At 62.1% G+C, this 24,961-nt stretch carries 23 protein-coding genes; 12 read left to right on the top strand and 11 right to left on the bottom strand.

Annotated elements, in window-relative coordinates:
• Positions 1-12: 12 nt before the first annotated feature.
• Entirely contained in the window at positions 13-636 is a 624-nt protein-coding gene (gene thiE, locus SOP95_RS22270) for a thiamine phosphate synthase (protein ID WP_274074471.1), read from the bottom strand.
• An 18-nt stretch (positions 637-654) separates the two neighbouring features.
• Positions 655-1,452, bottom strand: a complete 798-nt coding sequence (locus SOP95_RS22265) for a hydroxymethylpyrimidine/phosphomethylpyrimidine kinase (RefSeq protein WP_046815827.1) — start codon at positions 1,450-1,452, stop codon at positions 655-657.
• Between the two features lie 304 nt (positions 1,453-1,756).
• On the opposite strand from SOP95_RS22265, the gene SOP95_RS22260 reads away from it, so the two are divergent.
• The 4 genes from SOP95_RS22260 (at position 1,757) to SOP95_RS22245 (ending at position 8,219) form a co-directional block, all read left to right on the top strand.
• Positions 1,757-4,141, top strand: a complete 2,385-nt coding sequence (locus SOP95_RS22260) for a 7TM diverse intracellular signaling domain-containing protein (protein WP_323608334.1) — start codon at positions 1,757-1,759, stop codon at positions 4,139-4,141.
• Positions 4,142-4,215: 74 nt separating this feature from the next.
• Positions 4,216-5,865 (top strand): acyl-CoA dehydrogenase family protein, encoded by a 1,650-nt coding sequence (locus SOP95_RS22255; RefSeq protein WP_323608333.1) that lies wholly within the window; start codon positions 4,216-4,218, stop codon positions 5,863-5,865.
• Between the two features lie 149 nt (positions 5,866-6,014).
• A complete protein-coding gene (gene amn, locus SOP95_RS22250; RefSeq protein WP_274074474.1) occupies positions 6,015-7,514 on the top strand; it encodes an AMP nucleosidase in 1,500 nt (499 codons plus the stop codon).
• Between the two features lie 69 nt (positions 7,515-7,583).
• Entirely contained in the window at positions 7,584-8,219 is a 636-nt protein-coding gene (locus tag SOP95_RS22245) for a pseudouridine synthase (protein ID WP_323608332.1), read from the top strand.
• Here the strand turns inward: SOP95_RS22245 and SOP95_RS22240 are convergent.
• Both SOP95_RS22240 and SOP95_RS22235 read right to left on the bottom strand, forming a co-directional pair.
• Complete coding sequence (locus tag SOP95_RS22240; RefSeq protein ID WP_046815823.1) at positions 8,214-8,423, bottom strand: DUF2788 domain-containing protein; 210 nt, start codon at positions 8,421-8,423, stop codon at positions 8,214-8,216. The genes SOP95_RS22245 and SOP95_RS22240 overlap by 6 nt on opposite strands.
• Before the next feature lie 197 nt (positions 8,424-8,620).
• Positions 8,621-9,100, bottom strand: a complete 480-nt coding sequence (locus SOP95_RS22235; protein ID WP_007894448.1) for an Lrp/AsnC family transcriptional regulator — start codon at positions 9,098-9,100, stop codon at positions 8,621-8,623.
• A gap of 435 nt (positions 9,101-9,535) precedes the next feature.
• On the opposite strand from SOP95_RS22235, the gene SOP95_RS22230 reads away from it, so the two are divergent.
• Positions 9,536-10,471 (top strand): DUF6515 family protein, encoded by a 936-nt coding sequence (locus SOP95_RS22230; protein ID WP_323608330.1) that lies wholly within the window; start codon positions 9,536-9,538, stop codon positions 10,469-10,471.
• 66 nt (positions 10,472-10,537) lie between these two features.
• Here the strand turns inward: SOP95_RS22230 and SOP95_RS22225 are convergent, their stop codons facing one another.
• Together SOP95_RS22225 and SOP95_RS22220 are read right to left on the bottom strand one after the other, a co-directional pair.
• Positions 10,538-11,443 (bottom strand): cation diffusion facilitator family transporter, encoded by a 906-nt coding sequence (locus SOP95_RS22225; protein ID WP_274074477.1) that lies wholly within the window; start codon positions 11,441-11,443, stop codon positions 10,538-10,540.
• Between the two features lie 29 nt (positions 11,444-11,472).
• Positions 11,473-11,892, bottom strand: a complete 420-nt coding sequence (locus SOP95_RS22220) for a polyribonucleotide nucleotidyltransferase (RefSeq protein WP_274074478.1) — start codon at positions 11,890-11,892, stop codon at positions 11,473-11,475.
• Between the two features lie 109 nt (positions 11,893-12,001).
• On the opposite strand from SOP95_RS22220, the gene hrpB reads away from it, so the two are divergent.
• Positions 12,002-14,521, top strand: a complete 2,520-nt coding sequence (gene hrpB, locus SOP95_RS22215) for an ATP-dependent helicase HrpB (protein ID WP_323608329.1) — start codon at positions 12,002-12,004, stop codon at positions 14,519-14,521.
• Between the two features lie 9 nt (positions 14,522-14,530).
• On the opposite strand, the gene SOP95_RS22210 is transcribed toward hrpB, so the two are convergent.
• Positions 14,531-15,619, bottom strand: coding sequence for an endonuclease/exonuclease/phosphatase family protein (locus SOP95_RS22210; protein WP_323608328.1), 1,089 nt, complete (start codon positions 15,617-15,619; stop codon positions 14,531-14,533).
• 66 nt (positions 15,620-15,685) lie between these two features.
• The gene (locus SOP95_RS22205; protein WP_274074481.1) at positions 15,686-16,360 is read right to left on the bottom strand and encodes a YciC family protein; all 675 of its coding nucleotides are present in this window, start codon (positions 16,358-16,360) and stop codon (positions 15,686-15,688) included.
• A gap of 178 nt (positions 16,361-16,538) precedes the next feature.
• Here SOP95_RS22205 and SOP95_RS22200 point away from each other — a divergent pair, with 178 nt between their 5' ends.
• The 3 genes from SOP95_RS22200 to SOP95_RS22190 all read left to right on the top strand — a co-directional run bounded on the left by SOP95_RS22200 (position 16,539) and on the right by SOP95_RS22190 (position 18,545).
• Positions 16,539-17,309: a DUF2076 domain-containing protein gene (locus SOP95_RS22200; RefSeq protein ID WP_323608327.1), complete on the top strand. Its 771-nt coding sequence runs from the start codon at positions 16,539-16,541 to the stop codon at positions 17,307-17,309.
• Between the two features lie 128 nt (positions 17,310-17,437).
• Entirely contained in the window at positions 17,438-17,917 is a 480-nt protein-coding gene (locus SOP95_RS22195; RefSeq protein WP_007946629.1) for a LabA-like NYN domain-containing protein, read from the top strand.
• Positions 17,918-17,939: 22 nt separating this feature from the next.
• Complete coding sequence (locus SOP95_RS22190) at positions 17,940-18,545, top strand: 3'-5' exonuclease (RefSeq protein WP_323608326.1); 606 nt, start codon at positions 17,940-17,942, stop codon at positions 18,543-18,545.
• 129 nt (positions 18,546-18,674) lie between these two features.
• Here SOP95_RS22190 and SOP95_RS22185 read toward each other — a convergent pair whose 3' ends face one another.
• Positions 18,675-19,133 (bottom strand): Lrp/AsnC family transcriptional regulator, encoded by a 459-nt coding sequence (locus tag SOP95_RS22185; RefSeq protein WP_323608325.1) that lies wholly within the window; start codon positions 19,131-19,133, stop codon positions 18,675-18,677.
• Between the two features lie 164 nt (positions 19,134-19,297).
• Between SOP95_RS22185 and yedA the strand changes: the two genes are divergently transcribed.
• Together yedA and SOP95_RS22175 are read left to right on the top strand one after the other, a co-directional pair.
• Positions 19,298-20,227 carry a drug/metabolite exporter YedA gene (gene yedA, locus SOP95_RS22180; protein ID WP_323608324.1) on the top strand — a complete coding sequence of 310 codons (930 nt, stop codon included), beginning with the start codon at positions 19,298-19,300 and terminating at the stop codon, positions 20,225-20,227.
• A 65-nt stretch (positions 20,228-20,292) separates the two neighbouring features.
• Complete coding sequence (locus SOP95_RS22175; RefSeq protein ID WP_274074486.1) at positions 20,293-21,630, top strand: DEAD/DEAH box helicase; 1,338 nt, start codon at positions 20,293-20,295, stop codon at positions 21,628-21,630.
• Between the two features lie 134 nt (positions 21,631-21,764).
• Here the strand turns inward: SOP95_RS22175 and SOP95_RS22170 are convergent, their stop codons facing one another.
• Together SOP95_RS22170 and SOP95_RS22165 are read right to left on the bottom strand one after the other, a co-directional pair.
• Entirely contained in the window at positions 21,765-23,006 is a 1,242-nt protein-coding gene (locus SOP95_RS22170) for a TIGR03862 family flavoprotein (RefSeq protein ID WP_323608323.1), read from the bottom strand.
• Positions 23,007-23,297: 291 nt separating this feature from the next.
• The gene (locus SOP95_RS22165; protein ID WP_323608322.1) at positions 23,298-24,218 is read right to left on the bottom strand and encodes a histone deacetylase family protein; all 921 of its coding nucleotides are present in this window, start codon (positions 24,216-24,218) and stop codon (positions 23,298-23,300) included.
• Between the two features lie 77 nt (positions 24,219-24,295).
• Here SOP95_RS22165 and SOP95_RS22160 point away from each other — a divergent pair, with 77 nt between their 5' ends.
• The gene (locus SOP95_RS22160) at positions 24,296-24,865 is read left to right on the top strand and encodes a GNAT family N-acetyltransferase (protein WP_323608321.1); all 570 of its coding nucleotides are present in this window, start codon (positions 24,296-24,298) and stop codon (positions 24,863-24,865) included.
• Positions 24,866-24,961: the final 96 nt, after the last annotated feature.

Raw genomic sequence — 24,961 nt, 5'->3', positions numbered from 1 at the left:
GGGCTCTCAAAATCAGATTTTTAGTAGTTCGTTGAAGGCGCGGGCGCGGCGGGTCACTTCAGCCGTGCTCTGGGCGCCGAACAGGCCATGCACCACCGCCAGCAGATCGACGCCGTGGGCCACCAGCGGGGCGGCGTTGTCCAGGGTGATGCCGCCGATCGCGCAGATCGGCAGGTGCAACTGCTTGCGGGCCTGGTCGAGCAAGTCGAGGCTGCAGGTCGGTGCGCCGGGCTTGGTGGTGGAATTGAAGAAGCGGCCGAAGGCGACATAAGTGGCGCCCTCCCTGGCAGCTTGCTCGGCCAGTTCGAGTTGCGCGTGGCAAGTCGAGCCGATGATGGCTTTGGAGCCGAGCAGGGCGCGGGTCGGCGACAGCGGGCCATCGGTCTGGCCCAGATGCACTCCCACGTTCAGGCGTGCGGCGAGCTCGGCGTCGTCGTTGATGATCAATCGGGTCTTGTAGCGTTCGCACAGATCGCGCAGGGCCTCGGCCTCGCGCAGTCGACGGGCTTCATCGCTGCTCTTGTCGCGATACTGCAGCAGGGTGACGCCGCCTTCCAGCGCCGCCTCCACGTACGAAAGGAATTTACCGGCCAGCAACTGGCTGTCGGTAATGGCGTACAGGCCACGTAGTTTCATCGAGCAGGCCTCATGGCGTTACGAACAGAAGTCCAGAGGCAGGCGGCGTGGCACGAATTGGCCTTTGCCCAACTGCTCCGCATCGCGCAGGGTGCGCCACGTGTAGTTAAGTGCAGTCTGTACGGCGCTGGCGAGGTTTTCACCTTGGGCCAGACGGCCGGCAAGGGCACTGGCCAGGGTGCAACCCGAACCGTGATAACTGCCGGGCAGGCGTTGGCAGGTGTAGGTTTCGCGCAAGCCATCGCGGCTGTACAGGCGGTTGTGGATTTCGGTTTCGTCGCCATGGCCGCCGGTGATCAGCAGGTGTTTGACGAACGGCAGGAGTTTTTCAGCGCACTGGTCCGCGGTGCCTTCCGGCAGTTCGGCGAGGATCCGGGCTTCGGGAAGGTTGGGGGTGGCGATGATCGAGAGCGGCAGCAGGCGTTCGCGCATGGCGTAGCCGACTTCGTCCTTGCCCAGGCGACCGCCGCCGCCGGCACGCAGCACCGGGTCACAGACCACCGGCAAGTGCGGGTGCGCCGAGAGCAGTTCGACCACGGTGTCGACCATTTCCAGGGAGCCGAGCATGCCGAGCTTGACGGCCGCGACTTCGGAATCGTTGAGCACGGCGTTGGCCTGGGCCAACACCCACTCACGGTCGAGCACGCGGAAATCAGTGACATTGACAGTGTCCTGCACGGTCAGGGCGGTGACGGCCGGAGCCGCATGGCAACCCTGGGCGAGCAAGGCTTCGATATCTGCCTGCAAGCCGGCGCCACCACTTGGGTCGTGGCCGGAGAGACAGAGGACAACGGGGCGAGAGCTGTAGATATTCATGGTGCGCGAGCTTACCACCAAACATCTTTTTTCGGTGCGTGCGCATAACCGCAGACAGCTGCGCGACCTTCAAAAGATCGCAGCCTTCGGCAGCTCCTACATGGGGCGCGGGCTCTATCTCAATAATCTTCGCTGGAACGCCCGTGCTAGAGCCTTTGTAGGAAAAATTTTGGTAGTGCTCATTAGCCATCAACGGCTATGCTAGAGTGGATCCAAACCAATAACAGGTATCACCGGTCTTACGTCTACTCAAAAGGAATGGGGGGCTTCCTGACAGGACCGGACAGGCCACGCTGGGGCATGAATGCGCTATTTGCTGATGTTTGTGTTGTGTTTGCCCCTCTTGGCGAACGCCGTTGAGTTCAATGAACTCACCCAAAGCCTTCCCCTCGGGCGAACCCTGCAAGTGTTTGAAGATGTCGGTGGTCAGTTGACCGTCGCGGATGTCCGTGCGCAGGCCGCGGCCGGCAACTTCAAGGCGCATGATAAAGCCACCCTCAACGCCGGTTACTCGCGTTCGGTGTTCTGGCTGAAAATCGATCTGCATTACCGCCCGACCAACCCGGCTGCGCAAAGGACCTGGCTGCTGGAATTGGCGTACCCACCGCTCGATCACCTCGACCTGTATCTGCCTGATGCAAGCGGAAACTATGAATTGGCCAGGCAAACCGGCGATGCCTTGCCGTTCGACAGTCGCGAAATCCGCCAGAACAACTACCTGTTCACTGTGGATTTTACCCCTGACCAGGCGCAAACCCTGTACCTGCGCCTGCAAAGCCAGGGGTCGATCCAGGCGCCGGTCACGCTGTGGTCCAGCACGGCGTATCTCGAAGACCAGCCGGTGCGCCTCTATGTGCTGGGGCTTATCTACGGTGTACTGCTGGGGATGCTGGTCTACAACCTGTTCATCTACCTCAGCGTGCGCGATACCAGCTACCTCTACTACATCTTCTACATCGCCTCGTTCGGCTTGTATCAGCTGTCGGTGAACGGCGCCGCCGTGCAGTACTTCTGGCCAGACAATCCCTGGTGGGCCAACGCCTCGACGCCGTTTTTCATCGGTTGCGCCGGGTTGTTCGGCAGCCAGTTCGCCCGCAGCTTCCTGCAGACCGCTACCCTCAGCCGCTGGATGGACCGCTTGCTGTTGGCGTTGGTGGCGTTCGGCGCGTTGGTAGTCGGGTTGTCCCTGATGACCAGCTACGCCCTGGCGTTGCGCCTGGCCACGACCCTGGCACTGACTTTCACGGTGGTGATCTTTGCCGCGGGGATTTTTGCCTGGCTGCGTGGCTTGCGGGTCGCGCGATATTTCATCATCGCCTGGTCGGCGTTTCTGCTCGGCGGCATCATCAATACCTTGATGGTGCTGGGTTACCTGCCGAACGTGTTCCTGACCATGTACTCCAGCCAGATTGGCTCGGCCATCGAAGTGGCGCTCCTGTCCATGGCCCTGGCCGACCGCATCAACGCCATGCGCGAGCAGCAGGCGCAAACCCTGCTCGAGGCGGGGCAAAAGCTTGAGGTGCTTAACCAGCAACTGGCGCACAGCAACAAGCTCAAGGACGAATTCCTCGCCACCCTGACCCACGAGTTGCGCACACCCATGAATGGCGTGATCGGGTCGCTGGAGCTGATGCAGACCGTCGAGATGGATCCTGAGCTGGAGCAATATCAGCAAACGGCCGCGGGGTCGGCGCGGGACATGATGCGTATGGTCAATGGCATTCTCACCCTCACCGAGTTGCAGGCGGGCAAGCTCCAGGCGACCCCGTCCACCTTCAGTTTGCGCGCCGTGGTCGAGGCCTTGCGCGCACAGTTCGACGGCAATGCCTCGAGCAAATCGCTGGACTTCAAGGTCGACGTGGCACCGGGTGTGCCGGATCGCCTGCACGGCGACAGCGCCAAGTTGGCGCAATGCCTGGAGTGCCTGCTGGATAACGCCATCAAGTTCACCCGGGTCGGCGGACTGGCGCTGCGGGTCACGGGGAAAACGCTCAACCCCGAGCGACTGGCGTTGTCCTTTGCGGTGATCGACACCGGTATCGGCTTCACCGACCTTGGGGAGGCGACGATGTATCAGCGCTTCTTCCAGCTCGACGGTTCGATGACGCGCGAGTACGGCGGGCTGGGTGTCGGCCTGGCCATCTGCCGACAATTAGTGGAGCTGCTTGGCGGGCGCCTGACACACCGCTCCGAGCCTGGGCGTGGCAGCCGGTTTCAGCTTGACGTCGAATTTGACCTGCCGGCACCGGAGCGGTCTGCCACGCCACTCGCGATGCGGCAGTTGGCACAAATGCGCCTGCCCCAGGATTGCAGCGTATTGCTGGTGGATGACAGCAACGTCAATCACTTGGTGATGCGCGGTATGTTGCTCAAGCTCGGATTCCGTGTGCGCACGGCTGACAGCGGTCACGCCGCGCTCGATTTGCTGCAGCGTGAAACGTTCGATGCGGTGCTGGTCGATTGTCAGTTGCAGTCTTTGGACGGCGTTTCCGTGTGCTGCGAGATCCGGGCAATGCCCGGTTGCGCGCAACTGCCGGTGTTCATGATCGCCCTGGGTACCGACCGGGAGCGCTGCCCGAGCGGCGCGCAGATCGACCATTTGAGCAAACCGGTGAAGTTCGAGGACTTGCAAGCCGCGCTTTATCGTCGAGTGCTCTGTACTGAGCAGGGCGAAAGTGCCGACAGTTAGGCAGATATGACACTTTGTTCGGCCAAGGGGCGGTGCTTAACTGAAGTCCCTTGGCTGACCAAAGGAGCCCCGTCATGAACCTGCATCAGTTCGCCGAAACCCACGAAGTCACCAACCAGCCGCCCACGCTGGACGGCGCCAACCTGTACCGCATCGACTTGCCTCTTCAGGAATGGTCGCGGCGCTTTGGGGCCGGTTGGGCCGAATCGCGGATTGACGCATACGGAGCGCTGGCCGGCGGACCATTGATGGAAGCTGGCTTTCTGGCCAACCAGAACAAACCGGTGTTCAGCAGCCATGACCGCTACGGGCATCGAATTGACCTGGTGGAGTTTCATCCGGCCTATCACGAGTTGATGCGCACGGCGGTCGGCCATGGCCTGACTTCGTTGCCCTGGGCTCATCCGCAGGACGGTGCCCATGTCGCCCGCGCCTCCATGACGTACTTGCACAGTCAGGCCGAAGCCGGCAGTGGCTGCCCGCTGACCATGACGTTTGCCAGTGTTCCGGCGATGCGCCTGCAACCGGACCTGGCAGATCAATGGCTGCCAAAGATTCTGTCCACCGAGTATGACCCGCGCAATGTCGGCATGGCCCACAAGGCCGGCGTCACCATCGGCATGGCGATGACCGAGAAGCAAGGCGGCACCGATGTCCGCGCCAACACCACCAAGGCTTATCCGGTGGGTACCGGCGGCCCTGGCCAGCCGTACGAACTGGTGGGGCACAAGTGGTTCTGTTCGGCGCCCATGTGCGATGCCTTCCTGACGCTGGCGCAGACGGACAAGGGGCTGACCTGTTTCCTGCTGCCGCGACATCGTCCGGACGATACGCGCAATCAGTTCTACATCCAGCGCCTGAAAAACAAACTCGGCAACTGCTCCAACGCTTCCAGCGAAGTGGAGTTTCGCGGTGCCCTGGCGTGGATGGTCGGTGAAGAGGGGCGCGGCGTGCCGACGATCATCGAGATGGTCGCCATGACCCGTTTCGATTGCATGGTCGGCTCAAGTTCGTTGATGCGCCAGGCACTGACCCAGGCCAGCCATCATTGCGCCCACCGCAGCGTTGGCGGCAAGTTGCTCAGCGAACAGCCCTTGATGCAGAACGTGCTGGCCGACCTGGCGCTGGAAAGCGAGGCCGCCCTGGCCTTGAGCCTGCGCATGGGCCAGGCGCTGGATCATCTGGAAAACGCACAGGAAGCGAAGTTCGCCCGGCTGGTGACGGCGGTGGGCAAGTACTGGATCTGCAAACGCGCGCCGGCCATGATCAACGAAGCCGCCGAGTGCATGGGCGGCGCGGGATACGTCGAAGACAGCATCCTGCCACGCCTTTACCGCGAGGCCCCGGTGAACTCGACATGGGAAGGCTCCGGCAACGTGCAATGCCTCGATGTGCTGCGCGCCCTGTCCAAGGAGCCGGGTGTGCTCGATGCGCTGTTCAGCGAGTTGGGCGATGGTCATGGCGACAAACGCCTGGCCGCGCACATCAGCCAGCTGCAGAGCGCTTTCAAGGACACCAGCGACATTCAGTACCGTGCGCGGCAATTGACCGAGGATATTGCGCTTGGGTTACAGGCCAAGCTGTTGCTGGAGGCGGGGAACGCGGCGGTGAGTGACGGGTTTATCGCCAGTCGTTTGAAGGGTGGCGGCCGGGTTTACGGTGGGTTGCCGCGAGGAGTGGATGTGGAGGCGATAGTCGCCCGGTCCACCCCGCAAGGATTCTGAACTCAGGTTCATGAACACTACAAAACCATTGTGGGAGCGGGCTTGCTCGCGAAGGCGGACTGTCAGTCAACATCAATGTTGAAAGGGACACCGCTTTCGCGAGCAAGCCCGCTCCCACAGGGTTCCCGTGAAGCGACGATACAGGCAAGATGAAGGCCTGCAAGTCAGAACACAGGATGCTGATCGTGACCGAAGCTTTTATTGTCGTTCAAACCGCCGAGCAAGCTGTAGACCGGCTTGCGCTCTTGCACAATCGTGCAACCACCGCGCTGAACCAGGCGCTCAAGCGTTATCTCAAGGATCGTGTCGAGCCGGACGCCGAACAACGGGCGATGTTTCGTTATCCCGAACTGCGTCTGACCTACCACTGCCAGGGCGAAGTCCCGCAGACCACGCGCGCCTACGCCAAGGTCCAGTTGCCGGGCACCTACAGCGTCACCGTCACCCATCCCGCCGCGTTCCGTAAATACCTGCTGGAGCAGCTCGTGCCGTTGATGCACGACTTCACCGTGACCGTAGAGGTCGGTGTCAGCCAGCAGAACATTCCTTATCCGTACGTGGTCGAGCAGGGCGATGAGTTGGCCGGTTCCGGTGTCACCGCCGCCGTGCTGGCGCGGGTGTTCCCGAGTACCGACCTGTCGGCGGCGACCGACGGTATTGCCGACGGTTTGTACGATTGGGAAAACACCGACCCGCTGCCATTGGCGCTGTTCGATGCCGCCCGGGTGGATTTTTCCCTGCGCCGCCTGGTGCATTACACCGGCAGCGACTGGCGGCATGTACAGCCGTGGATCCTGCTGACCAACTATCACCGTTACGTCGACCAGTTCATCGTCCATGGCCTGGAGCAATTGCGCAACGACCCGCGCTTCGTGCGCATGGTGCTGCCGGGTAACGTGATCATCGAAAAGAGCATGGATCACGGCGAAGCCTCGGCGATTGCCGCTGGCGTGGTCTGGCATCGCTACCAGATGCCGGCCTACCACCTGATCGCCACTGACGGTCACGGCGTGACCCTGGTCAATATCGGCGTCGGTCCGTCCAACGCCAAGAACATCACTGACCACCTGGCGGTGCTGCGTCCGCATTGCTGGCTGATGATCGGCCACTGTGGTGGCCTGCGCCAGTCGCAGACCATTGGCGACTACGTGCTGGCTCACGCCTATATGCGCCGTGACGGCATTCTCGACCGGGTGGTGCCGCCGAACATTCCGATTCCGGCCTTGGCCGAAGTGCAGCTTGCGCTTCAGCAGGCAGCGGCCAACATCACCGGCGAGAAGGGCGACGAACTGAAAAAGCGCCTGCGCACCGGCACCGTACTGACTTACGACGATCGTAACTGGGAGCTGCGCTGGGCCCAGGAGCGGCCGCTTATCAACCTGTCCCGCGCGGTGGCGGTGGACATGGAAAGCGGCACGATCGCGGCCCAGGGTTATCGCTTGCGGGTGCCTTACGGCACGCTGCTGTGCGTGTCGGACAAACCCCTGCACAGCGAGATCAAGTTGCCAGGTTCGGCCAACGCCTTCTACGAACGCGCGGTCAGCCAGCACTTGAAAATCGGCATCGAAGCCGTGGATCTGCTGCGCACCGAGCTCAACTCGTTGCACTCGCGCAAGCTGCGCAGCTTCGACGAGCCGCCATTCCGCTGATTTGGCGATGGTCATTTAACGGTCGGGCTACTAGCATTGGCAGCCCTGACCGTTAGATGTTTGTCCGCCATGTCCCGTCCGCCACGTCCTGTTTCCCGCCGCCCTGGCGCAAAGCCATCCCCCACAGCCCCGCGCCGTGTCGCCAAGGCGCCGCCGGCCGCGCCCAAGTTGATCCTGTTCAACAAACCATTCGATGTGCTGACGCAATTCAGCGATGCAGAAGGGCGCGCGACCCTCAAGGACTACATCGACATTCCGGGGATCTACCCCGCCGGACGGCTGGACCGCGACAGCGAAGGCCTGCTGCTGCTGACCAACGACGGCCAATTGCAGGCGCGCATCGCCGACCCGAAACACAAACTGGCCAAGACCTACTGGGTGCAGGTCGAAGGCGAGCCGAGCGCCGAGCAGTTGCAGCGCTTGCGTGACGGTGTCGAATTGAACGATGGCATGACCCTGCCTGCCGAGGCGCGGCAACTGGATGAGCCGCAGTTGTGGCCGCGCAACCCGCCGGTACGCTTTCGTAAAAGCGTGCCGACCCATTGGCTGGAGCTGGTGATTCGCGAAGGCCGCAACCGGCAGGTGCGCCGCATGACCGCGGCGGTCGGGTTGCCGACGTTGCGGCTGGTGCGGGTCAGGATCGGTGACTGGTCGATCGAGGGGCTCGATCAGGGCCAGTGGAAAGAGGTGCCGGCGCGCTTATAAAGTGCCGGTTTCGATCAGGCCGATCACCACGCTCTTGATGACGAATGCCGCCACGCCAAGCCCCAGCACGAAAAACAGGATGAACGAGCCGAACCGCCCGGCCTTGGACTTCTTCGCCAGATCCCAGACGATGAAACCCATGAAAATGATCAGGATGCTGACCAGGCCGGTCATCATCCACTCTTCAAAAACTGCAGGATCCATTGAACATCTCCGCGCGGGCGAGGCTGAAAGGGCGCGCGGAGTATACGCCAATGGACATTGGTTGGGAGTTGACCTGCGGCAGTGTGTCGCAGCTATTCGTCGCCTGTGCTGGCCCCTTCGCTGGCAAGCCAGTTCCTACAATGAATCTCCAGCGCAAATGAAACCCTGTAGGAGCTGGCTTGCCAGCGAAGGCGTCCTCAACTGCGCAGATGAGTCAAAGGCAATTCGGTGCTATTCAACACCTGGTTCAACACAAAACTCGAACGCACACTGGTCACCCCCTCAATCCGCGTCAGGTGCCCCAGCAGCAATTTCTGATAATGGTCCATGTCCGGCACCACCACCTTGAGTTGATAATCGGCATCCATCCCGGTCACCAGGCTGCATTCCAGTACCTGCGGCAAGGTGCGGATGGCGGCTTCGAAGTTTTCGAAGCGCTCCGGCGTGTGCCGGTCCATGCCGATCAGTACGTACGCCGTCAGGCTCAAGCCGAGCATTTTGCGGTCGAGCAGGGCCACCTGGCGGGTAATGTAGCCATCGTCCTCCAGTTGCTTGACCCGCCGAGAGCAGGGTGAAGGCGACAGGCCGATGCGTTCGGCCAGCTCCTGGTTGGAAATGCGCGCGTCACGCTGCAATTCAGCCAGAATGCTCAGGTCGTATCGGTCGAGTTTGCTCATCAAACGGTCCCTTGTCATAACTATTGCGACAGATTATCTATCCAGGGTTAAAAATTGCGCAAGTGATGTTTATTTCAGCAATCTTCGCAATCCTCTGCCGGTGCTCCAGGCCTATTCTTATCACCAGAATCACTGCTCGGACAAACAGTCCAATGCGGCCCGCCGAATCAGGCCCGCCGCGGTCGCCACCCCCACAGGGGATGTGCTGGCCCCCGAGCTGCACACTGTCCAGAAGACGGCGTGAGGTGAGCCGACGTCAAAAGCGTCGAGCACGGACGAAGTTCTCAAGGGGAGGCCGACGGGTCTCCCCTTTTTCTTGGCCGCAATTTGCCGCCCGCCCTCAATAAATAAGTTGCGCGACTGATAACCTGTTGCAGAACCGGCCTGTGCATTTCCAGTCTTACGTACAGGCCCTGACCCGCATTGAGGAAAAGCATGAGATCGCGCATCTGGCGTTTGGCCGGTGTTGGTTTGTTATGTGTCAGTGTCAGCGCGCAATCGTTGGCCGATCAGCCGCAGAACCGCGGCCCCGAGGGTGGACAACACGGGGGCGGCGGGCATCAGGACAACGGCCAGAATCAGAATCCGCACAACAATAACCAAGGGCAAAGCCGTCCAGCGCCGGATTACAACAGCCGGGTGCGCTCGCCGCCACCACCGCCGCAACTGCCGGCCAATGACCTGCCCATCCAGCCTCGACCGGACACGGTACAACAGACTCAGCCGCCGCGGCGTGGTTACTATCAGGACGAGCCGCGGCGCAACGATCCCAACCAGCACTGGAATGGCTACATAGGCGCACCGTCCAATGACAGTAACCATTGGCAGGGTCGCCCCAGTGGCCACGGCAATGGATGGGGCCCCGGCCCGCAATATCGTCCGGGGCACGTGATCGACCGCTTCCCCGACCGCGACTACCGAGTGCCCTATGGGGGCCGGGATTACTACTACTCCGGCGGCTACTGGTATCGCCCGCAAGGTCCGCGTTATGTGGTGGTGCAGCCGCCGCGCGGGATTCGCATCCAGTATCTGCCCGATTACGCCCGTGAAGTCTGGATCGGTGGATCGTTGCTGTTCCTGGCGGCGGGGTCCTATTACGCCTATCAGGAAAGCACTCAGGATTACGTGGTGGTCGAGCCGCCCGGCCAACCGTTGGCGAGTGGCAATGGCTACGATGTGGAGGCCTATCCGGCCAGCGGCCAGTCACCGGAGCAGGTCAACCAGGATGGCTACGATTGCTACCGCTGGGCGGTCGAGCAGAGTGGTTTTGACCCGCGGGTCGATACTTATCAACCGGACCCGACGGTGGTGCAGACCTACCGCCAGGCCCAGGGCGGATGCCTGAGCAGTCGCGGTTATGGGGTTCAGTAGCAGCTACAAGCTACAAGCTACAAGCTTCAAGCTTCAAGCAACAAGCTACAAGTCAGCGCTAAGCCTTCATCTTGTAGCTTCAAGCTTGGAGCTTGAAACTGCCTTTATCGGATCCGCGTGCACCAGCACTTCGGCCCGCGGGTAGGCGGCATGAATTGCATCGGCGGCCTGATCGCTGATGCCGTGGGCGACTGACAGGGTCAGCTCCCCCGGCAACTCCAGGTGCAACTGCACAAACCACTGGTTGCCGGAAATCCGCGTACGCAAGTCATGGGCGCCTAGCACCCCCGGCACACTGCAGGCCAGTTCCAGCATGTGCTGGCTGACATCCGGCGGCAGCTCTTCGTCCATCAACACGGCAAAACTTTCCCTGGCAATCGTGATCGCGCTCCAGAGGATGTACGCGGCAATCCCCAGGCCGAACCAGGGGTCGACCCGATGCCAGCCAAACCCGGCGAGCACCAGCGCCACCAGGATGCTGCCATTGAGCAGCATGTCCGAACGGTAATGCAGGGAGTCGGCGCGCACGGCGTTGGAACCGGTGGCCTTGACTACTCGATGCTGCAACATCAGCAGCGCCAGGGTCAGGCCCAGCGAAAACACGATCACGCCGATGCTGATCCACGGTGCACCCACCGGTTCCGGATGCTTGAGCCGGTCCACTGCCTGTAGCGCAATCAACACCGCACTGCCGCCAATGAACAGCGCCTGGGCCATGCCTGCCAGCGACTCGGCCTTGCCATGCCCGTAACGATGGTCGTCATCGGCCGGGCGCAAGGCGTAGTGCACCGCCAGCAGGTTGAGCAGCGAGGTTACGCCGTCGAGTGCCGAGTCGGTCAACCCGGCGAGCATGCTCACCGACCCGCTCAGCCACCAGGCGATGGCTTTGGCGACGATCAGCGTGCAGGCCACCGCCACCGAGGCGCGGGTCGCCAGCCGCAGCAGGCGGGCATGTTCGTCGCTGGAGATCATGGGTGCGGATGTTCCTTGTCGTGCCCCGATTACGCGGCGGGTTGCAGGCCGAACATGGCCAGTTGCTGGGCGCTGCCCTTGGACTGGATCAGGCGTGGATCGTCCAGCGGCAAGCTGCGGCCCAGTTCACGCTGCAGAATAGACTGCAACTTGAGGTTATCGACCTTGCCGTCCGCGCCAATGGCGTCCTTGAGTTTTTCCGGATCGACCTGGGCCGTCTTGCCCGGTTCGAAGTAGATCGCACCCGTGGCGAAGTCCACGGCAAACGCGATCAGGCCGGGGATGATGTAGAACAGCAGGCCCACGGCATCGAGCACGGCAATGGCCGGGTCGATCTTGCCATCGATCTGGCCACGACGATCCGGATAGAAGATCGAACCGCAGGCAGTCAGTTGGGTCAGCAGGGTCGCGACCAGAACGCCGCCGATCAGGCGAAAGGGAACACGCATATGAAATCTCCTGGGTAATCTCAAAACGAAGCGTCGTCGATATGAATTAGGACCGCAACGAACACTGGGCAGTTCGCCGTTATACTCGCGCCTCTGTTTGGGAGCCAGCATGATTTCTTTGCCGATTGATGAAGTTTTACCCGCCCTGCGTGAAGCCCTGGCGACACGCCACGAAGCCGTGCTCGAAGCACCGCCCGGCGCCGGTAAGACCACCCGTGTGCCCCTGGCCTTGCTCAACGAGCCTTGGCTGGCCGGGCAGACCGTCCTGATGCTCGAACCGCGCCGTCTGGCCGCGCGGGCAGCGGCGGAGCGCCTGGCCAGTGAACTGGGCGAGAAGGTCGGCGAAACCGTGGGTTATCGCATTCGGCTCGACAGCAAGGTCGGCCCCAACACCCGCATCGAAGTGGTCACCGAAGGCATTCTCACCCGGCGTCTGCAGGACGATCCGGCGCTGGAGGGCGTGGGCCTTTTGATCTTCGACGAGTTCCACGAGCGCAGCCTCGACGCCGATCTGGCGCTGGCCCTGAGCCTCAATGGCCGCGAACTGTTCCGCGACGATCAGCCGCTCAAAATCCTCTTGATGTCGGCCACCCTGGAAGGCGAGCGGCTGGCCGGGTTGCTGGACGACGCGCCGATCCTGCGCAGCGAAGGCCGCATGTACCCGGTGGCGATGCGCTGGGGTCGGCCGTTCCAGGCCGGTGAATTCATCGAACCACGGCTGGTGCAGACCATCCTCGAAGCCTTGAACGATGAAAGCGGCAGCGTGCTGGTGTTCCTGCCGGGGCAGGCCGAGATCCGGCGCGTGCATCAACAACTGGCCGATGCGCTGGGCGATAACCCTCAGGTCCTGCTCTGCCCGTTGCATGGAGAACTGGACCTCGCCGCGCAACGGGCGGCGATCGATCCGGCGCCGCCGGGCCAACGCAAAGTGGTGCTGGCCACCAACATCGCCGAGACCAGCCTGACCATCGACGGCGTACGCGTAGTGATCGATGCAGGGTTGGCGCGGGTCCCGCGTTTCGACCCCGGCAGCGGCATGACCCGCCTCGACACCCAGCGTATTTCCAAGGCCAGCGCGACCCAGCGTGCGGGCCGGGCAGGGCGACTGGAACCGGGGGTGTGCTACCGCTTGTGGTCCCAGGATCAGCACGAACAATTGGCGGCTTATGGCAGTGCGGAAATACTCTCGGCGGATCTCGCCGGGCTGGCGCTGCAGCTGGCGCGTTGGGGCGTGACGCCGGGGCAGCTGGTTTGGCTTGATGTGCCACCGACCGCCGCTTATGCACAGGCTCAGGACTTGCTGGTTCGTCTGGGCGCGTTGGATGGCGAAGCGCTGACCCGTCACGGTCAGGCCATGGCCGAACTGCCGGCGCACCCGCGCATCGCGCACTTGTTGTTGCGAGGACAGGCGCTCGGCCTGGCCGACATGGCGTGCGATGTCGCGGCATTGCTCGGCGAACGCGATATCTTGCGTGGCGCTGGCGCCGATTTGCACAGCCGCTTGGCCTTGCTGTCCGGCGAACAGCGCGCCTCCCGGGGTACCCAGGGTGGCGTACAACGCGCCCGGCAACTGGCGCGGCAGTATCGCGGTTATCTGCGCGGCAAGGCGTCGGAGCCGGTCAGCGACCTCGACCATCCGCGCTGGCTCGGGGCGTTACTGGCCTTGGCCTATCCCGACCGCGTCGCCCAGCAACGCCGTGCCGGCGGTGCCGAGTATCGCCTGGCCAACGGTCGTGCGGCGCTGTTTGCCGAAGCCGACAGCCTGATGAAGCAGCCGTGGCTGGTGATCGCCGATCTCGGCAGCCGCCAGGGCCAGCGTGAAGAGCGGATCTATCTGGCGGCGGATTTCGATCCGGCGTTGTTCGACTCGGTACTGGCCGAACAGGTGCGTTGCGTCGATCAACTGGACTGGGATGAGCGCGAAGGCGTGCTGCGGGCCGAGCGCCAACGCAAGGTCGGTGAGCTCATTCTCAGCCGCGAACCGCTCACCGGCCTCGATGAAAGCGCCCGCAGCCAGGCATTGGTGAATCTGGTGCGGCGCAAAGGCCTGGAGCTGTTGCCGTGGACCCCGGAGTTGCGCCAGTGGCAGGCACGGGTGGCGTTGTTGCGCCAGCTGGACCTGGGCAGCAAGGGTGAAAGCGAATGGCCGGATGTCAGCGACGCTGCGCTGCTGAACAACCTTGAGCACTGGTTGATGCCGTATCTGGGCAAAGTCTCGCGGCTCAGTCATTTCGCCAATCTCGACCTCTCGAGCATCGTTCACAACCTGTTGCCATGGCCACTGCCTCAACGGCTGGACGAGTTGGCGCCACACCACTTGAGTGTGCCATCGGGGTCATCGATTCGCCTGGACTACAGCGAGCAGACGCCGATCCTGGCGGTGCGCTTGCAGGAATTGTTCGGCCTGGCCGAAACCCCGCGCATCGCCGGTGGCCGGCAAGTGGTCAAGCTGCATTTGCTGTCCCCGGCGCGGCGGCCGGTGCAGGTGACCCAGGACCTCGCGAACTTCTGGCGCAGCACCTACGCCGAGGTGAAAAAAGACTTGAAGGGACGCTACCCGAAACATTACTGGCCGGACGACCCGCTGGTGGCCGAAGCCACGGCACGGATCAAGCCGCGCAAGCAATGACGCGGCAAGCTACGGCGCGGCGGGCAGCAGGAACCGCGCAATCACCGGCAGGTGATCGGAGATGCGCAGGGTGTCGTCCTGCCGGACCATCGCCTCGACCCGTTTGATCCGCGGGCTGTAGAACAGATAGTCGACGGTCCGGTCCGGGCCGTTCAACCCGGCATCGTTCGGGTAATGGGTCAGCCAGCGCGCGCGGTCGATCCCGCCGGATTCGTTGTTGGTGGGGATCATCGGGTACTTGTCCCACAACAGATGCAGGGCGCTGTCGGCGGAGTAGGGGGTGCGCTGTTCGCCGGGCAGGCGCTGGTATTGCCCCAGCGGCAGCAGGTTGAAGTCGCCACCGATCAGCCAGGGCGTGCCGCGGCTTTCGAACTTGTCGAGGACCTTGGCCACGGCCGCGACCTGTGCCTGCAGCGTCTCGTCAGGTTGGCTCGCACGGTCCAGATGGGTGTTGAGGACCGCGAGCTGGCCACCGTCGCTCAAGGGCAGGTACGTCACCAGCAAGGCGTTTTTCGGTTGGAACTGGCGGCTGATCGGATTGGCCGAAGTGATCGGCAATTGCAGGCGCTCGGCGTGCTCGATCTGATAGCGGCTCAGGGTCGCCAACTGCCGGCCGACGCTACCGAAAATATGCGGGTTGGGCACGAAGTCAGCCTTCCAGTCGAAGGCCTGGGCACTGCAGGGGTACAGGTCGGCGAGCCGCTCCTGCAACAGTTTGAGCTGGTTCTGGTAGTCGCTGGCCTTGGCGCCGTCATCGAGTTCCTGCAGCAGCACGACGTCCGGTTGCTCGTCACGAATCACGCGCGCCACTTCATCGAGGCTGAAGGCCATGTCTTCCGGCGTGGGGGAATCGTCGGTGCCGGCGGCCAGGTCATTCCAGAACACGTAACGCTTGCCCGCCAGGTACTGGACGTTCCAGGTCATGACCTTCAGTGCCTGGCCCGGTGCCAGGGTTGGTGCGAGGGTGGGCGCCTGGGTGCAGCTGACTGGCGCTGTTTCCCTGGCCTCGGGGCGCCAGGTCAGGCTGTAGACCGCCACGCCGGTCAAGCCGATGACGATCAACAATCCCAGCAAGGTGTAGCGCAGCAGTCGGGTCATGGCTCGGCTTATCGCGTTACGGAAGTTGACCCCGAGCATACCCGACTGACGGGCGGTCGCCCACGGTCAACGTGGCCCATCGATTTTTTCCGGCACCTCGCTGATCAGCATGAACAGGCGGAACAGCACCACGCTGGTGAACAGCTGCAGGAAGCTGTGGGCGCTGTCGATCAGCAGCGAGATCACCGGGTTCTGCGGCTCGGGGTACGCTGCCAATGTGGCGCCCTTGAGCAGCCACAAGGGCCCCATCACACACAGGATGCACACCAGGATGCGCATGAAATGGCCGCGGGTCAGGCGCAGGCTTTCCTTCATGGCCTGCAAGGGCGCCAGGCCGCGCAGCACCAGCAGGTACTCGCCGAAGGCCAGGGTCACCATCAGCCAGATGCCCGGCAGGAAGTACAGCGACAGGCCGAGCAGGATCAGCAGGGTGTTCAGGGCGGTCAGCAGGGCGAAACGCGGCCACAGATAAGCGGACCTCGACAGCAGCTCGCGATTGCTTGGCGATTCGCCACGGCTGCGGGCGTCGAGGAACAGGATCAGGGCGGCGGTGTACAGCGGATAGACCAGCAAGCCGACGATCACACTGATGCCCGGAAAACTGTCCGGCTCGGTGGAGCGGTCGACCACTTGTTGCAACAGGGCCTCGATGATCACCAACGGCAGGCACAGCTGCACGATCTGGCGCAGATTGCGTTTGAAGAAATACAAGGAGTCACGCAGTACATCGAACGGATTCATCAGTTGGTATCGCTGGTTGAAAGCAGTGGCCCACTTTAACCGATGAAGCGCGGGAGGGCGCAAACGTAAACGTTCGGTAAAGGTCATTGAAACAACTTGTTTCAGCCTCCATTAAGGTCGGGCACCTTATCCTTTGTGGGTGAAGGCAACGATTTTCCCGGCAATCTACGAGGTCGCCATGAACAGCGAAGAACAAACCCTGATCGATGGACTGTTTTCCCGGCTGCAACAGGCCGAGACGGACTCAGCCCCGCGCGACGCCCAGGCCGAGGCGCGGATCAAGGAACACCTGGTGCGCCAACCGGCGGCAGGTTATTTCATGACCCAGGCGATCCTGGTGCAAGAGGCGGCGATCAAGAGCCTCGACGGACAGAACAAACAACTGACGGCGCAAATCCAGCAATTGCAGGCCGAACTGCAACAGGCCAAGGCGCAAACATCCGCTCCGGCGCCGAGCAGCGGTGGCTTTTTGTCGAGCATCTTTGGTGGCGGCAGCCGTGATCCGCAGCCTGCGCCTGCGCAACCGGCGGCAACCAGTGGTGGCGGCTGGCGTGAGCCGGCACGGCCGTCGTTCAACGCACAGCCTCAGCAGCAGAACTTCGGTGCCTCTCCACAGCAGGGCTATGCACCCCAGCAACAGGCCCCAGCAGCGGCGGGCAGCGGCTTTCTCGGCGGTGCGCTGAAAACAGCGGCTGGTGTGGCGGGTGGCGTGATGCTGGCACAAGGTATCAGCAGCCTGTTCCACCACAACCAGCCAGCGCAGGAAGTCGTCGAAGTCATCAAGGAAGAACCGGCCCAGGTCAACGACCAGGGCAACACTGGCTGGGGCGATGACCAGCGCATGGCCGGCAATGATACCTACGGCAACGACCAGGGCGGTTTTGCCGACGCCGACTACAGCGATGACAGCTCATCGTTCTTCGGCGGTGACGACGACTCCTTCGTCTGATTCGCCATTCGTCCGGGGCGCTGCGGCGCTCCGGGCCGATTATTCGCGAAACTCACCTCTTGGCTGGCATACTGGGCGACTTTTCGGGCCTGGTGCCTGATCCTGCCTGCGCGTTAATGAGGTGTCCGGTGAAAAAAATCGCAGTGTTCGCCGATGTCCAGAACCTCTACTACACCGTGCGCCAGGCTTATGGTTGCCACTTCAACTATGCCGCGTTGTGGGCTGACATCAGCAAGCAGGGCGAGATCGTCGAGGCCTACGCCTACGCGATCGATCGTGGCGACAGCAAGCAGCAGCAGTTCCAGCAGATCCTGCGCAACCTCGGTTTCACCGTGAAGCTCAAGCCCTATATCCAGCGCAGCGACGGCTCGGCCAAGGGCGACTGGGACGTGGGCATCACCCTCGACATCATGGACGCGGCCGACCATGTCGATGAAGTGGTGCTGGCCTCTGGCGACGGTGATTTCGACATGCTGCTGGAGCGCATCATCAGCAAACACGGGGTGCAAGCGGTGGCCTACGGGGTGCCGGGCCTCACGGCCAACTCGCTGATCCGCGCCGCCAGCCGCTATGTGCCGATCGAAGGCGCGTTGCTGCTCAAGAATTGATTTTTACGGAGTTGAAACAGGTTTGGAACGCATAGCAGTCATCGACTTTGAAACCACCGGGATCTCTCCGAGCAGCAGCTGCCGGGCCACGGAAATTGCCGTGGTGATCCTCGAGCAAGGGCGCATCGTCGAGCGTTACCAGAGCCTGATGAACGCCGGCGTCCGCGTCCCGGGCTTCATCGAACAACTGACCGGTATCAGCAATGCCATGTTGCGCACTGCGCCTGCGGCGGAGCAGGTGATGAACGAGGTCAACGAGTTTGTCGGCACCACGCCACTGCTGGCGCACAACGCGGCATTCGACCAGAAGTTCTGGGACTTCGAGCTGGGGCGAATCAAACGCACGCGCTTGCAGAACTTTGCCTGCTCGCTCCTGCTGGCGCGTCGCCTGATGCCTGCGGCACCGAACCACAAACTCGGCACCCTCACCACCTTCGCCAACCTGCCCCACACCGGCAAGGCTCACCGGGCCATGGCCGATGCCGAGATGGCGGCCAACCTGCTGACGCACCTGGCCGGGGAGTTGCGGCAAAAGCACGGGTTGAGTGAGCTGTCCCATGACTTGCTATGCAAGTTGCAGAAAGTGCCGGCAGCGAAAGTGGGTGAGCATCTCAAGCGCTATCGCTGATCCCGAGTCCTGCAAGTAACCCTTGTGGGAGCCAGCCTGCTGGCGATTACGGGGTGTCATTCAACCTCTTGGTTGGCTGATCCACCGCAATCGCCAGCAGGCTGGCTCCCACATTGAAATGGGTTGATGTCAGCCTTGTTTACCGTTGCCCTCGATATGCCCCAACGGCACACGCTTTTCGATGGCACTCGACAGCACAATCGACGTCTTGCTGAAACCAAACGTGGCAATCCGGTTGATCAACTCTTCCAGCTCCGGCATCGAAGCCACCGCCGCCTGCATGATCACGCACGGATCTCCCGTCACCCGGTGGCATTCAGTCAGCTGCGGGATCTTGATCAGGTCGTCGTAGGCCTTCTGATTGCCATGCTGGTTCAGGCGCAATTCGATCACGCACTGGATCGGCAGCCCGAGCTTGGCCATGTCGACTTTGGCTTGGTAACCGGTGATCACGCCGCTGGATTCGAGTTTGGCCACGCGTTCGGCCACGGCCGGGGCGGAGAGGTTGACCTTGCGCGCCAGGTCGGCATATGACGCGCGACCATTTTCCAGCAGGGCGCTGAGCAGCATGCGGTCATATTTGTCCACGGTCGAACTCCTGAAAATAACGGACTTTCGAAAACACGGTTTATAGCGCTGAACTCCGTGTTTTGAAAAGTGTACTGATGCTTTAAACAGGTTTTGTAACTTATTTTCCCGTGTCAGCCTTTCTAAAATAGCTGTTCACTTGTCCTGCCTGTGAGCTGCCCCCCATGCCTGGTCTACGTCGTTTTCCCTTGCCGTTAATCGCTGCCTTTTTCGCGTTGTACGTGATTTGGGGCTCGACCTACCTGGTGATCCGCATCGGAGTGGAGTACTGGCCGCCGTTGCTGTTGGCGGGGATTCGCTTCGTGATCGCCGGGACGCTGATGTATGCCTTCCTGCGCTGGCGCGGAGCGCCGGCCCCGACCTGGGCGCAATGGAAAGCCGCCGGGATCATCGGTGTGTTGCTGCTGGCTTGCGGTAACGGCGGGGTTAGCCTGGCTGAACACACGGGCGTGGCGTCCGGTGTCGCCGCGCTGGCCGTGGCGACGGTGCCGCTGTTCACCTTGCTCTGTGGATATTTCTGGGGCGCGCGTAATACCCGTCTCGAATGGGCCGGGATTGCGCTCGGCATGATCGGCATTGCCATGCTCAACCTGGGCTCCAACCTGCAATCGAGTCCGCTGGGTGCGGCGTTGCTGATCTTTGCCGCGGCCACCTGGGCGTTCGGCTCGGTGTGGAGCAAACACTTGCCGTTGCCTCAAGGCGCCATGGCCAGCGCCGTGGAAATGCTGGTGGGCGGCGTGGTGTTGCTGATCGGTAGCGCCGTGAGCGGTGAACACCTGGAGCAGATGCCGCCCATCGAGGGCTGGGCGGCGCTGGCGTACCTGACCGTGTTCGGTTCGATCATTGCCTTCAATGCCTACATGTATTTGCTCAAGCATGTGCGTCCGGCGGCGGCCACCAGTTATGCCTACGTCAACCCGGCGGTGGCCGTGTTGCTGGGGATCGTGTTTGTCGGCGAAACCATCGGCATCGAGGAAGCGCTGGCCATGTTGGTGATCATCAGTGCCGTGGTGCTGATTGGCCTGCCGCAATGGCGCCGCACACCGGAACGGCCAGTGGTCAAGGCAGTGCCGACAGAATCCCGTGTGAATTAGGGTAAACTGCGCGGCATTGCACACTCCTTCTGCACAATCGCGCTGAATTTTCCTACGGTACTCCCATGACTTTCGCCACCCTTGGCCTGATCGAACCCTTGCTGCGCTCCCTTGAGACGCTCGGCTACCAGACTCCGACGCCGGTTCAGGCGCAAGCCATACCGGCGGTGCTGGCCGGTCGCGACCTGATGGCCGCCGCCCAGACCGGCACCGGCAAGACCGCCGGTTTCGCCTTGCCGCTTCTGCAGTTGCTGGCGATGGAAGGGCCGAAAGTCGCCGCCAACTCGGTGCGTGCGCTGATTCTGGTGCCGACCCGGGAGCTGGCCGAGCAGGTTCACGAAGCGGTGCGCCAATATGCCGAGAACCTGCCGCTGCGCACCTACGCGGTGTATGGCGGCGTCAGTATCAACCCGCAAATGATGAAGCTGCGTAGCGGCGTCGACCTGCTGGTGGCGACCCCGGGCCGTCTGCTCGACCTGTTCCGCCAGAACGCACTGAAGTTCAATCAGCTGCAAACCCTGGTGCTGGACGAAGCCGATCGCATGCTCGACCTGGGTTTCTCCGAGGAACTGGCGAATATCTACAAGGCGTTGCCGAAGAAGCGCCAGACCCTGCTGTTCTCCGCCACCTTCTCTGACGACATCCGCCTGCTGGCCGGGCAAATGCTCAATGATCCGCTGAGCATCGAAGTCAGCCCGCGCAACGTCGCCGCCAATACGGTCAAGCAGTGGATCGTGACGGTGGACAAGAAGCGCAAGCCGGAGCTGTTCGTGCACCTGATGCGCAAGGGCAAGTGGAAGCAGGTGCTGGTGTTCGCCAAGACCCGCAACGGCGTGGACGCGCTGGTGGAAAAACTCCAGGGCCTGGGCATCAACGCCGACGGCATTCACGGTGACAAGCCCCAGGCGACCCGTCAGCGCGCGCTGGACCGCTTCAAGCTCAGCGAAGTGCAGATCCTCGTTGCCACCGACGTCGCGGCCCGGGGCCTGGATATTGAAGACTTGCCACTGGTGGTCAACTTCGACTTGCCGATCGTGGCCGAGGATTACATCCACCGCATCGGTCGTACCGGGCGCGCGGGGGCGACCGGCGAGGCGATTTCCCTGGTGTGCGCCGATGAAGTGAATCTGCTGTCGGCCATCGAGATGTTGACCCGCCAGACGCTCAAGCGTCAGAACGAGCCGGACTTCGAGCCTGAGCATCGCGTGCCGGACACCGATGCCAGCGGCCAGGTGGTCAAGAAGCCGAAGAAACCGAAGAAGCCCAAGGCTTCGGGTGGTGGCGGCAAGCGCAATCTGGGCAAGTGGGTGGACAGCGGAGAGGTTGCGCCGGCGGAGCCTTCGATAAAGCCTGTGCGCAAAGTGCCGGTGTTCAACACTGGGCCGCGTAAGCGCAAACCTTGATTAGCGGCGGCGTCTGTTAGGCCGTCATCGCCAGCAGGCTGGCTCCCACAGTGGACCTGTGTCGTACACAAATATTGTGTTCACAGAAGATCAATGTGGGAGCTAGCCTGCTGGCGATGGCGGCGCCGCGGTCTTCAGCCCTTGCGCTGTAACCACTCCACCATCCCCAACCCCGCTGCACGCCCACTGGCGAAACACGCGGTCAGCAGATAGCCACCCGTTGGCGCTTCCCAATCGAGCATTTCCCCGGCGCAAAACACCCCAGGCATTTGCTTGAGCATCAACCGCTCATCCATCGCCTCGAACAACACACCGCCGGCACTGCTGATGGCCTCATCCAGCGGTCGGGTTTTCACCAGTGTCATCGGCAACGCCTTGATCGCCTTGGCCAGCAATGCCATGTCGGTAAAGGTGTCGGCAGATGTCAGCTCTCGCAACAGTGCCGCTTTCACCCCATCGATACCCAACTGGCTATGCAGATGCTTGGCCATCGAGCGTGATCCCCGTGGCTTGCTCAAGGCAGCCTGGACTTTATCCACAGGTCGTCCGGGCAGAAGATCGAGATGAACGGTCGCCGAACCGTACTGGTTGATGGCTTCACGGATCGGTGCCGACAAGGCGTAGATCAAGCTGCCTTCAATCCCCATGGCGGTAATCACACATTCACCGAGCCTCGGCACGTCGTCGTTGAGGCCGATGGCAATGTTTTTCAGCGGTGCGCCGGCGAATTTGCTGATCATCAAATCGCTCCAGGCCTGCACCTCGAAACCGCAATTACTCGGTTGCAGTGGGGCGAGTCCTACACCCTGTTGCTCCAGTGGCAGCATCCATGCGCCGTCCGAACCCAGGCGTGACCAACTGCCGCCGCCGAGGGCCAGCAACGTTGCATCAGGCGTTAAGGTTTTTTCACCTTCGGGGCTCGACACTTTCAGGCTGCCATCGGCATTCCAGCCGAGCCATCGATGGCGGGTGTGGATAACCACGCCACTGTCGCGCAGGCGCTTGAGCCAGGCGCGCAGCAGGGGCGCGGCCTTCATGTCGGTGGGAAAGACCCGCCCGGAACTGCCGACAAAGGTGTCGATGCCCAGGCCATGTATCCACTGGCATAACGCATCGGCACCGAAGGCGCGCAACAGCGGAGCAATCTGCGGTGCCCGTTCGGCGTAACGCGAAAGGAACGCCGGGTAGGCCTCGGAGTGGGTGATGTTCATGCCGCCAACGCCGGCCAGGAGGAATTTTCGCCCCACTGAAGGCATGCCGTCGTACAGGTCGACTTTAATCCCGGCCTGGCTCAAGACTTCAGCCGCCATCAGACCGGCGGGGCCGCCGCCGATGATGGCGACAGATGAAGGGGAGGAGGCGGAGTGCTGGGTCATGGCGTGCGCTGCGGTTCTGCGGAAGAGGGCGGGCATTCTAGCAGCCCCATCCCCTGTAGGAGCGAGCTTGCTCGCGATGGACGTTAACGATGACGCGCTCATCCTGAATTTATGCGGTGCCCTTGAGTCCATCGCGAGCAAGCTCGCTCCTACAGGGTTCAGAGGTCTATTCAGTGGCTGGTTAAAAAATAATCACTTCTCTGTAGCCTGCAGGTGGCATGGGCTGCAGTCCCTTTCACTCAGGTTATCCACAGGCAGTTCCACAGGCATTGTGGGTAAAGCATCCACAACTCAGTGACAGCCTGATGACTGCCAGACCCGTTGGGCGCTGTGATGGAGGATGCCGTGACGGCGGGCGAGGGCCTGGCGGTCCTTGCTGTAGCCGCCGCCAATCACGCCGACAACGGGAATGTCCCGACCCAGGCAATGGCGCATGACGGCTTCATCGCGGGCGGCGACGCCTTCGTCTGTCAGCTTCAGGTAACCGAGCGCGTCGTCCTTGTGCACATCGACACCCGCGTCGTACAGCACCAGGTCCGGCTGATAGAGGGGCAAGAGGTAGTTGAGCGCATCGTCCACCACCTTCAGGTAATCGGCATCGCCCATGCCGTTGGGGAGCGGGATGTCCCAGTCACTTTCGGCTTTGCGTGCAGGAAAGTTCTTCTCGCAGTGCAGGGAAACGGTCACGGCTTCCGGCGTGTTGTGCAGGATACGTGCAGTCCCGTCGCCCTGATGCACATCGCAGTCGAAGATCAGCACCCTGTTCACCCGACCACTCTCCAGCAGGAAATGGCTGATCACCGCCAGGTCATTGAAGATGCAGAAACCGGCGGGGAAATCGTAATGCGCATGGTGCGTGCCGCCTGCCAGGTGGCAGGCCAGGCCATGCTCCAGCGCCTGCTCCGCCGCCAGCAGCGAACCGCCCACCGCCCGCACCGTGCGCCGGGCCAGGGCTTCGCTCCACGGCAGGCCGAGGCGTCGCTGGTCCTCGCGGGACAAATCGCCGCTCATGTAGCGCTCGATATACGAAGGGTCATGGGCGAGCGCGAGAATCTGCGGCGGGCACAACTGTGGGCGCAGCAGGTCGGCGTCGCGAGTCAGGCCGCTGTCCACCAGGTGATCGCGCAGCAGGCGAAACTTGTCCATGGGGAAGCGGTGATCCGCCGGGAACTCGGGACTGTAGTCTTCGTGGTAGATCAGCGGCAGCGGCATGATGATTTCGTTTCGGAATGAGTGAAGGATCCTACCAGCGTTGTAGACTGGCAGCATGGAATTGGGGGAGGGGGACGATGGAGCCGATACTGGAACTGGCGAGCGCGCGATTGCTGTTGCGGCAGTGGCATGATGGCGACTTGGCGGAATTTGCCGCGATGTGCGCCGATCCACAAGTCATGCGTTATTTTCCGGCGCCCTTGAGCCGATCTGAAAGTGCATCGATGATTGACAGGGTTCGCGAGCATTTTGCCGAGCATGGCTTTGGCCTCTGGGCGCTGGAGCGCAAGGACACCGGACAGTTCATCGGTTTTACCGGTCTGGGCGTGGTTGGTTTCGACGCGCCTTTCACTCCCGCCATTGAAATCGGCTGGCGCCTGGCGCGCGAGCACTGGGGCCTGGGGTATGCCAGCGAAGCGGCATGGACCGCTCTGCGCTGCGGCTTTGATCGCCTGGTGTTGAACGAGGTCGTGTCCTTTACCGCGGTCAGCAACCTGCCGTCGCAGAAAGTCATGCAGGCGATCGGCATGCATCACGATCCGGCCGATGACTTCGATCATCCCAGGCTGGCCCTCGATCATCCCCTGCGTCGCCACGTGCTGTACCGCATCAGCCGTGAACAATGGCTGCAAACCTTGCATGGATAACCTGCCACGGACGTTTACAATGGCCCCCATGTTGGCACCGGCCAGAAATTGAATCGACCGACGCAGCCAGGACTGCGCGGCATTTGCGTTGTGTGA

Origin of the sequence: Pseudomonas sp. YuFO8 (genome assembly GCF_035065025.1) — a bacterium.
Classification (GTDB): Bacteria; Pseudomonadota; Gammaproteobacteria; order Pseudomonadales; family Pseudomonadaceae; genus Aquipseudomonas; species Aquipseudomonas putida_AE.
The sequence above is the reverse complement of the archived record's forward strand: the minus strand, read 5'-3'. Positions and strand labels throughout refer to the sequence as shown.

What these genes read in the sequence shown, in the direction of transcription:
- hrpB (WP_323608329.1), top strand. Translation starts at nt 12,002, where the DNA reads ATGATTTCTTTGCCGATTGATGAAGTTTTACCCGCCCTGCGTGAAGCC.
- SOP95_RS22230 (WP_323608330.1), top strand. Translation starts at nt 9,536, where the DNA reads ATGAGATCGCGCATCTGGCGTTTGGCCGGTGTTGGTTTGTTATGTGTC.
- thiE (WP_274074471.1), bottom strand. Translation starts at nt 636, where the DNA reads ATGAAACTACGTGGCCTGTACGCCATTACCGACAGCCAGTTGCTGGCC.
- amn (WP_274074474.1), top strand. Translation starts at nt 6,015, where the DNA reads ATGAAGGCCTGCAAGTCAGAACACAGGATGCTGATCGTGACCGAAGCT.
- SOP95_RS22165 (WP_323608322.1), bottom strand. Translation starts at nt 24,218, where the DNA reads ATGCCGCTGCCGCTGATCTACCACGAAGACTACAGTCCCGAGTTCCCG.
- SOP95_RS22225 (WP_274074477.1), bottom strand. Translation starts at nt 11,443, where the DNA reads ATGATCTCCAGCGACGAACATGCCCGCCTGCTGCGGCTGGCGACCCGC.
- SOP95_RS22240 (WP_046815823.1), bottom strand. Translation starts at nt 8,423, where the DNA reads ATGGATCCTGCAGTTTTTGAAGAGTGGATGATGACCGGCCTGGTCAGC.
- SOP95_RS22260 (WP_323608334.1), top strand. Translation starts at nt 1,757, where the DNA reads ATGCGCTATTTGCTGATGTTTGTGTTGTGTTTGCCCCTCTTGGCGAAC.
- SOP95_RS22175 (WP_274074486.1), top strand. Translation starts at nt 20,293, where the DNA reads ATGACTTTCGCCACCCTTGGCCTGATCGAACCCTTGCTGCGCTCCCTT.
- SOP95_RS22170 (WP_323608323.1), bottom strand. Translation starts at nt 23,006, where the DNA reads ATGACCCAGCACTCCGCCTCCTCCCCTTCATCTGTCGCCATCATCGGC.
- SOP95_RS22265 (WP_046815827.1), bottom strand. Translation starts at nt 1,452, where the DNA reads ATGAATATCTACAGCTCTCGCCCCGTTGTCCTCTGTCTCTCCGGCCAC.
- SOP95_RS22160 (WP_323608321.1), top strand. Translation starts at nt 24,296, where the DNA reads ATGGAGCCGATACTGGAACTGGCGAGCGCGCGATTGCTGTTGCGGCAG.
- SOP95_RS22205 (WP_274074481.1), bottom strand. Translation starts at nt 16,360, where the DNA reads ATGAATCCGTTCGATGTACTGCGTGACTCCTTGTATTTCTTCAAACGC.
- SOP95_RS22235 (WP_007894448.1), bottom strand. Translation starts at nt 9,100, where the DNA reads ATGAGCAAACTCGACCGATACGACCTGAGCATTCTGGCTGAATTGCAG.
- SOP95_RS22220 (WP_274074478.1), bottom strand. Translation starts at nt 11,892, where the DNA reads ATGCGTGTTCCCTTTCGCCTGATCGGCGGCGTTCTGGTCGCGACCCTG.
- SOP95_RS22255 (WP_323608333.1), top strand. Translation starts at nt 4,216, where the DNA reads ATGAACCTGCATCAGTTCGCCGAAACCCACGAAGTCACCAACCAGCCG.
- SOP95_RS22245 (WP_323608332.1), top strand. Translation starts at nt 7,584, where the DNA reads ATGTCCCGTCCGCCACGTCCTGTTTCCCGCCGCCCTGGCGCAAAGCCA.
- yedA (WP_323608324.1), top strand. Translation starts at nt 19,298, where the DNA reads ATGCCTGGTCTACGTCGTTTTCCCTTGCCGTTAATCGCTGCCTTTTTC.
- SOP95_RS22210 (WP_323608328.1), bottom strand. Translation starts at nt 15,619, where the DNA reads ATGACCCGACTGCTGCGCTACACCTTGCTGGGATTGTTGATCGTCATC.
- SOP95_RS22200 (WP_323608327.1), top strand. Translation starts at nt 16,539, where the DNA reads ATGAACAGCGAAGAACAAACCCTGATCGATGGACTGTTTTCCCGGCTG.